7 protein-coding genes are annotated in these 7,896 nt (G+C 70.6%); 2 read left to right on the top strand and 5 right to left on the bottom strand.

What is annotated here, in order from left to right; genetic code table 11:
* On the top strand, nucleotides 1-273 hold a 273-nt coding region (locus tag ACWDR3_RS37005), incomplete at its 5' end, for an undecaprenyl diphosphate synthase family protein (RefSeq protein WP_450356955.1).
* A 78-nt stretch (nucleotides 274-351) separates the two neighbouring features.
* Here ACWDR3_RS37005 and ACWDR3_RS37000 read toward each other — a convergent pair.
* Entirely contained in the window at nucleotides 352-1,032 is a 681-nt protein-coding gene (locus tag ACWDR3_RS37000) for an alpha/beta fold hydrolase (RefSeq protein WP_450356958.1), read from the bottom strand.
* Between the two features lie 250 nt (nucleotides 1,033-1,282).
* Between ACWDR3_RS37000 and ACWDR3_RS36995 the strand changes: the two genes are divergently transcribed.
* Nucleotides 1,283-4,120: an ATP-binding protein gene (locus ACWDR3_RS36995; protein ID WP_450356954.1), complete on the top strand. Its 2,838-nt coding sequence runs from the start codon at nucleotides 1,283-1,285 to the stop codon at nucleotides 4,118-4,120.
* Nucleotides 4,121-4,235: 115 nt separating this feature from the next.
* Here the strand turns inward: ACWDR3_RS36995 and ACWDR3_RS36990 are convergent, their stop codons facing one another.
* From ACWDR3_RS36990 to ACWDR3_RS36975, 4 genes are all read right to left on the bottom strand, one after another.
* On the bottom strand, nucleotides 4,236-4,922 hold the full coding sequence (locus ACWDR3_RS36990; RefSeq protein WP_450356953.1) for an alpha/beta fold hydrolase: 687 nt from the start codon (nucleotides 4,920-4,922) through the stop codon (nucleotides 4,236-4,238).
* A gap of 107 nt (nucleotides 4,923-5,029) precedes the next feature.
* Nucleotides 5,030-5,713 (bottom strand): RNA polymerase sigma factor, encoded by a 684-nt coding sequence (locus tag ACWDR3_RS36985; protein WP_450356952.1) that lies wholly within the window; start codon nucleotides 5,711-5,713, stop codon nucleotides 5,030-5,032.
* Nucleotides 5,714-5,881: 168 nt separating this feature from the next.
* Nucleotides 5,882-7,243: a carotenoid oxygenase family protein gene (locus ACWDR3_RS36980; protein ID WP_450356951.1), complete on the bottom strand. Its 1,362-nt coding sequence runs from the start codon at nucleotides 7,241-7,243 to the stop codon at nucleotides 5,882-5,884.
* A gap of 23 nt (nucleotides 7,244-7,266) precedes the next feature.
* A complete protein-coding gene (locus ACWDR3_RS36975; protein WP_123999203.1) occupies nucleotides 7,267-7,842 on the bottom strand; it encodes a hypothetical protein in 576 nt (191 codons plus the stop codon).
* Nucleotides 7,843-7,896: the final 54 nt, after the last annotated feature.

Raw genomic sequence — 7,896 nt, 5'->3', positions numbered from 1 at the left:
CTGGCGAAGTACCTGTACTACCCGGACATGCCGGACGTGGACCTGTTCCTGCGGCCCAGCGGGGAGCAGCGCACCTCCAACTTCCTGCTGTGGCAGAGCGCGTACGCCGAGATGGTCTTCCAGGACGTCCTGTGGCCGGACTTCGACCGCCGTGATCTGTGGCGGGCCTGCGTCGAATTCGCCTCCCGCGACCGGCGCTTCGGCGGCGCGGTCCCGAACGAGGACCTGTTGGCGATGGAACGGGACATCGCGGGGAACCCCACGGAGTCATGAGAGAACTCCGGCCCGCGTGCAGTCCGGGGGGAGGGTCTGCAGCGCGGGCCGGAGGGTCGGGGGGGCGACCGCGAGGGGTCAGCCGGTGGTGGCCTGCTTGACGAGGTCGACGACCGCGTCGGGCTGCGACACGTGGATCGAGTGGCTGCCCGGCGCCTCGGCGACCGTGGCACCGGCGCGCGCGGCCATCGCCCGCTGGGCCGGCGGCGGGATCATCCGGTCGTCGGCCGCGACCAGGTACCAGCTGGGCTTGGTCCGCCACGAGGGCTCGCCCACCTCGCCGTTGAGGGCTTCGAGCCCCCACGGGACCTGCGAATCGGCCATGAACCGCGCCTGCGCCTCGGGCAGATCGCCGGCGAAGGAGGCGTGGAACCGGTCCCGGTCGAGGAACAGACAGCCGTCCTGCGGCGGCAGGATCGGCGGAATCGGCGCACCCGCCGGCGGATCGGCGATCAGGGAGCCGACGGACTCACCCTTGTCCGGCGCGAAGGCCGCGACGTACACGAGCGCGGAGACCTTGGGGTCCCGTCCCGCCTCGGTGATGACGACACCACCGTAGGAGTGCCCCACCAGCACCACCGGACCGTCCTGCGCAGCGACGATCCGACGGGTCGCGGCGACATCACCGTCCAGTGACCGGGTCGGATTCTGTACGACGCTGACGTGGTAACCGGCCGTCACCAGCCGCTCGTGGACACCCTGCCAGCCGGATCCGTCCACAAATCCGCCATGGACAAGAACTACATTCCGTACGGACATGTCCGCGGCCACGACGGCCTCCGTTCCCCGGTTGCCAGCTCCAACTCTCAGGTCGCTCCTACTTTATGAACCGGCCATACGCACAGCTACGGCCAAATGACCTAGGACAAAAGGGGTGTTGGACGATCTCGCGTGGCCGAATTGCACCACCTCCACCGCTGGTGTGATGCAAGCCACTCTCTCTGGTTCGAACTTTTCGGCGCCAATCCCATCATGTCGCTGATTCGGCTCGACCACGATGGGAGGCTTCATGTCATCCCCCGCACTACCAGGCAGGGAAGGCGACAAGCACCTCGCCGACGACTCCGGCACAGGCGCGATCGGACGCCTCGTCGGACGATCGGCGGAGCTGAAGCTCATCGACGAACTCTTCAGATCGGCCACCACCCGGGGCGTCGCGCTGATGCTGACCGGAGAGCCGGGAGTGGGAAAGAGCGCACTCCTCGACGCGGCGGCGCAGCGGGCCTCGGAAGCGGGTTTCCGAGTTCTGCGCGTAGTGGGCTCGCAATTCGAGGAAAGCGTCAGTTTCTCGGCCCTGAATCAAATTCTGCAGCCGCTGACGGGAGAAATTCCCGCGCTTCCGTCCCGGCAGGCGGAAACACTGCAGGCGGTGCGCGGACTCTCCGAGGAACAGCCCACCGAGCTGCTCTCGATCGCCAACGCCGTACACGTCCTGTTGTCCCGGACGGCCGTGCAGAAAGGTCCCGTCGCTCTCGTCATCGACGACGTGGCCTGGCTCGACCGGCCCAGCGCCGTGGTCCTGGGCACCGTCGCCCGCTACATCCGGACCAGCTCCCTGGCCCTGCTCGCGGCCTCCCGGACCGGCGACGAGTCCTTCCTGAGCAGCACCGGGATACCCACGTACGAAGTGCGGCCGCTGGACGAGGAGTCCGCGAACGAGCTGGTGGCGAAGCGGTTCCCGGCCATGGCGACCAGGGTCCGGCAGCGGCTTGTCGCGGAGGCCGCCGGCAATCCGCTGGCGCTGCTGGAACTGCCCGGCACGCTCAACGAGGCGCAGCAGACGGAGCGCGGACCACTGCCGGCCGTGCTGCCGCTGTCGGAGCGGCTCAAGGGGATCTTCTCCGTGCGGGTGAGCGGACTCCCGGACGCGACAAGGGAGTTGCTGCTGCTCGCCGTGCTGGACGCCTCGGGCGATCTGCACGTCCTGGAGCGGGCGACGGTCAGCTCGGACGCCCTGACCGAGCTGGGTCCGGCCGAGAAGGCGGGGTTGGTGCAGGTCGATTCCGTGACGGGCCGGCTCGTCTTCCGGCATCCGCTCACCCGTTCCGCGGTCATGGAGCTGTCGACGAGCGCGGAGCGCCGACGGGGTCATCTGGCCCTGGCCGGTGAGTTCCCGGCAGGTTCCGAGCGCCGGGCCCGCCATCTCGCGGCGGCGGCCGTCGGCCCGGACGACCAAGTGGCGTCCCTGCTGCACGAGGTGGCCTACGGGACGCTGCGCCGCGGCGACGCCGTCGGCGCCATCACCACCCTGCTGCGCGCCTCCGAGCTGAGCGGCCAGGCCACGACCAAGGCGCGGATGCTGGCCGAGGCGGCCTGTCTGGGCGCCAACATCACCGGCGATCTGCGCAACGTCCGCGCACTGCTGGACAACGCGCTGCTCGTCGATCCCGCGGGCGTGGGCACCGAGTCCCTCGCGGCGGCGGCCGCGGCGGCCAGCCATCTCCTCAACGGGGAGGGCGATGTGGACACGGCCCACAAGCTGCTCGTGGGGGCGATCCGCAACCACTCCCGGCCGAGCACCACCTGCAACAACATCATGAGCGAGGCCCTGCACACCCTGCTCCTGGTCTGCTTCTTCAGCGGCAGGCCGGAGCCGTGGCGGTCCTTCGACAGGGTGGTCGCGGAGATCGGCCAGCGCTCCCCCGACCCCCTGTTGTCCGTGCGGCGCGGCGCCTTCGGCGATCCCGCCCATGCGGCGTCGTCCGTCCTGGACACGCTCGACGGCCTCGTCTTCGACCTGCACCGGGAGACCGACCCGCGGCGCATCGTGCGCACCGCCCAGTCGGCCGCGTACGTCGATCGTGTGCCCGGCTGTCGCAGCGCCCTGTGGCGGGTGATCGAGGACGGCCGCGGCGGCGGGGCCATCGCCATGGCGATCGAGGCCTTCTTCATCCTGGCCAACGACGCCTACGCCAGCGGGCAGTGGGACGACGTCCCGGACCTCACCGGCGAGGGGCTGCGCTGGTGCGCGACGTACAACTACCGGCTGTCGTCGTGGTCGGGCCGGTTCCTGCAGGGTCTGCTGGCGGCATCGCGGGGGGACAGCCGCTCCGCGCAGGACGTCGCCGACCGGCTCGTGTCGTGGGGGAACCCCCGGGGACTGGGCGCTCTTCATGTGTACGCCTCGCACATCCGGGCGCTGTCCGCGCTCGGCAGCGCCGACTTCGAGGGCGCCTACCGGCATCTGCGCTCGGTGGGCACCCCCGGCACGCTGCCCCCGCACATGCCGCACGCCCTGCTGCTCTTCCTGGACTTCACGGAGGCCGCGGCGCGCACCGGCCGTCACGCCGAGGCCGCCCAGCATGTCGCGGCGGTCCGGAAGTCCGACATCCCCTCCATCTCGCCGCGGCTGGCCATGATGACCGATGCCGCGGAAGCCATGGCCAACCCTGATGTCATCGACCACGACCTGTTCGAGCGCGCCATCAACGCCCCCAACGCCGAGCGGTGGCCCTTCGACTGGGCGCGGATCCGGCTGGCGTACGGCGAGCGGCTGCGCAGGGCCAAGGCGGGCGGCGCGGCGCGCGTCCATCTGGCGGCGGCGCTCAGCACGTTCCAGCGGCTCGGGGCCGAGCCATGGAGCGCGCGGGCCGCGAACGAGCTGCGGGCGAGCGGGATCCCCATCAGGACCGCGGTGCCCAGCGACGACCGGTACGCGTTGCTGACCCCGCAGGAGCGGCAGATCGCGCAACTGGCGGCGACCGGGCTGACCAACAAGCAGATCGCCGCGCAGCTCTTCCTCTCGCCCCGCACCGTGGCCGCGCATCTGCGGGGCGTCTTCCCGAAGCTGAACGTGACCTCGCGGGCCGGCCTGCGCGACGCGCTCACCGGCCTGGACCAGCCCTGACGTCCTCAACTCCCGCCGCGGTGAAGGGGGATGGCCGTACACGCGGACAGCCCGCTCCGGAAAGGGCGGGCTGTCGGGGTGCGCCACCCGAAGGTGGACTCATGAAGGCGGTGGGTCAGCCCTGGGCGGCGGCCTGCTTGATCAGTTCCGCGACGGCCTCGGGGTGGGAGACGTAGACGGCGTGGCTGCCCGGGGTCTCCGCCACGGTGGCGCCCGCGCGCTCGGCCATGGTCCGCTGCACCGGCGGGGGGATCATCCTGTCGTCGGCCGCGACCAGGTACCAGCTCGGCTTGGTGCTCCAGGCGGGCTCGGTGATCGCGCCACCGACGGCGTCCAGGCCCCACGGAACCTGCGCGTCGGCCAGGAACGCGGCGTCCGCGGGCGGGATGTCACCGGCGAAGGAGGCCGGGAACTTCTCCCGGTCCAGGAACAGGAAACCGTCCTCGGGCGGCAGGATCGGCGGAACGGGCGCACCGGGCGCCGGGTCGGCGACCAGCGAACCGACGGACTCGCCCTTGTCCGGGGCGAACGCGGCGATGTAGGCGAGGGCGGCGACCTTCTCGTGCCTGCCGGCCTCGGTGATCACGGCGCCGCCGTAGGAGTGGCCCACCAGTACGGCCGGTCCGTCCAGGGCGTCGAGGGCCCGGTGGGTGACCGCGACATCGCCTTCGAGGGAGATGGTCGGGTTCTGTACGACGACGACCCGGTAACCCTCGCCGGTGAGGAGACGGTGGACCGGCTGCCAGCCGGAACCGTCGACGAATCCGCCGTGCACGAGGACGACGTTCTTCACGGTGCTCATGGAAGGTGGCTCCTGTTGCCTGTAGAGATGCTGTGAAACATCTCCAAGCTAGACCGGTCCGCCCACCCTGGCTTCCGCCAAATGGCCTAGTGGCGGCCAGGCCGGCCTCAGGAGACGAGCGTACGGTCGGCGGCCGGCCGGAGCGCCCTGCTGCGGGCGGCGGCGAGCAGCTCCCGGGCCTCGATACGGCTGGCCCGGACCCGCTCCTCGGCGTCGCCGTGCGGCGCGTCCGCCGTGGCGGCGAGGGCCGCCGCGAGCTTGGCCCGCCCCTGGCTGAGCCGGCTGCGCACGGTACCGACGGGAACCCCGCACGCGTCCGCGATCTGCTCGTACGAGCTGACTCCCGCGGTGAAGTGGCGCAGCACCAGCGGCATGCGCAGCACGGGCGAGAGTTCCTCCAGCGCCTCCCACACCCAGTCCCGCAAGGCGTTCTGCTCCAGCCACTGCTCGGGACCCACGTCGGTCGACGGCAGATGCAGATCGTCCACCGGCCGGACGACGGCCGAGTCCCGCAGCACCGAACGGCTGGCGTTGCGCACGATCATCCGCAGCCACGCGCCGACCGCACTCGGATCGCGTACGTCACCGATCCGCCGCAGGGCGGTGAGCGCCGCGTCCTGCATCACGTCGTCGGCGTCCGCACCCGGCCCCAGAATGCTCAGCGCCACCGCACGCATCCCCGCCCGGTGCCGCTCCAACAGCAGCCCCAGCGCGGCGACTTCACCCGCCTGGGCCGCCCGGGTCAACGTGGCGTCCTCGACGCGTGCCGCCTCGGCAACTTCCCGAATCATGAGAACCCTTCCAGCACCCGTCTGTCCCCCGTCGGTCGTGTGATGGCGTCAGGACGCCGGGAAGTTCGCGGTGGTCACCGCCCGTGGTCGTCCGGGCAGTTGGCGAGCACCGCCCTCTGAGCGGGTGCGCTCAGAGGAACGGCTCCCCGTCGATGGGTGTGCTGCGTGTCAGGCGTCCGCGAGCCAGCTGCCGTGGAAGCCGGCCGGTACCCGTCGGGGCAGGTGGATGGTGGCCACCGGCTCCTGGGTGAGGTTGTCGGCGTCGAGGACGACCAGGTCGCTGCGATCGGTCGCGGCGTCGTAGACGTAGGTCATCAGCCAGCCGGGGCCGCCCGGTTGATCGTCGGCGGGCGCGAAGGCCGCCTCGCCCGGCAGGCGGCCCGGGGCGAAGTAGTGGCTGCTGACACTGGACTTGCGCAGGTCGTACCGGTGGATCGCGGCACGTGCCTCGTCCGGGTCGTACTGCTGGAGCTCCGGCACCGGCCCGGCCGTGGCGTGGCCGAAGTCCGAGTGCAGGCCCTGGAGTCGGTCGTCGATGCGCGGGAACTCGCCCGGGTGGTCGTCCAGTTGCTCCTCGGAGACCGTGCCCGCGGTGAGGTCGATGGTCCAGCGCCACAGCTGGGCCGGGTCCGCCACGGCCACGCCGTCACCCAGGCGGGGGTAGCGCATGCCCAGCAGGACGAGCCGCCGACCGTCGTTCTCCTCGTACGAGTTGAGCGTGTGGAAGACGTAGCAGGGCTCGATGTCGAACCAGCGGATGTCGCCGTGCGGGTCGTCCCTGCGCAGCACCCCGAGCCGGGCGCCGTAGGTGTCGGACCAGGCGTAGGGCATGCCTCCGTGGGGGTCCATGGCGCGCTCGATGCTGAACACGGCGGGCAGGTCCATGAAGACGACATGGTTCCTGGTCAGGTAGAAGTCGTGCATCATCGTGTGCGCCGGTACGTCGATCGGCCGGCTGACGGTCAACTCCCCACCGGCGTCGGCGCAGTGGTAGGTCAGGTAGGGCGCCGACAGGCCGCCGTACCCGTAGAAGTGCAGCTCGCCGGTGACCGGGCAGGTCTTGGGGTGGGCGGTCATCGGGGTGCGCAGCCGGCCGCCGAAGTCGAAGGGCCCGACGGTGTCCAGCTCGCGTCCGGCCTCGCAGCTCAACTCGTAGGGGAAGGACGTCTCGACGAGGGCGAGCGTGCGGCCCGCGTGCCGTATGACGTGGGTGTTGGCGACGCCGGCGGTGAGGTCCATCTCGCCGTCCTGGCCGTAGACCTGGGCGCCCGACTCGAGGGTGGGGGTGCGGACCCAGCGGTTGCGGTACGAGGTGGCCCTGCCGCCTTCGAGGCGGACTCCGTGGACCATGCCGTCACCGGTGAACCAGTGCGCCGAGTTGGCCTCGTGCGGGTTGGGGCCGTTGCGCAGGTACCAGCCGGTCAGTTCCGGCGGGATGGACCCGGTCACTGCCAGTTCGGTGACCGTGATCTCGTCGGGCACCGGGGCGAAGTTTCCGGCGAGGTGCGGAGGTGTGCTGTCTGTGCTCACTGGGAGTTCCTTCGGGAGGGCGATCAGGCGTTCGCTGCGTTCGCTGCCATCAGGGCTTCGAGACGGGCCTGGACCCGACGGGGGTAGATCGCGGTGAACACCGCGGGGGCGACGAGGCCGACGACGTGCGCGGTGATGCCGACCCAGGCCGGGGCGTCGGTGGCGTTGGCGATGGCCAGCACGACGAAGATGAAGGTGAAGCCGGCACCCCAGGCGGCCGTGATGTGGTTGTTGACGGCGAGGAAGCCGGGGGTGTTCCAGTACTCCTCGGGCGTCTGGCGACGGGCGATGCCCAGTGTGAAGGGGCTCTTGACCGCCATGCTGCCCCAGGCCGTCAGGGCCAGCCAGACGAAGGAGAGGACATCGCTGTGGTCCTGCACGGACGAGTCGGGCGAGCTGAAGGCGATCGCGCCGATGATGACGAAGTAGATGATCGTGCTGATCTCCAGGACCATCGCGTCCATCGCGACGCCCCGGCTGCGGTCCTGCAGAAGCAGTAGAACGCCGGTGAGGAAGCCGGCCACGGCGCCCCAGCGCCAGTCGAAGGCGGAGACGACCCCTGCCGCGATCCATGGGGTGAAACCCCGCAGATAACTCATAACACCCACGTCGTGTTACCTCGCATCTCGATGTTCCAACTTTGACAGGTGAAA

The organism is Streptomyces sp. NPDC001002, from assembly GCF_053599215.1.
The sequence above is the reverse complement of the archived record's forward strand: the minus strand, read 5'-3'. Positions and strand labels throughout refer to the sequence as shown.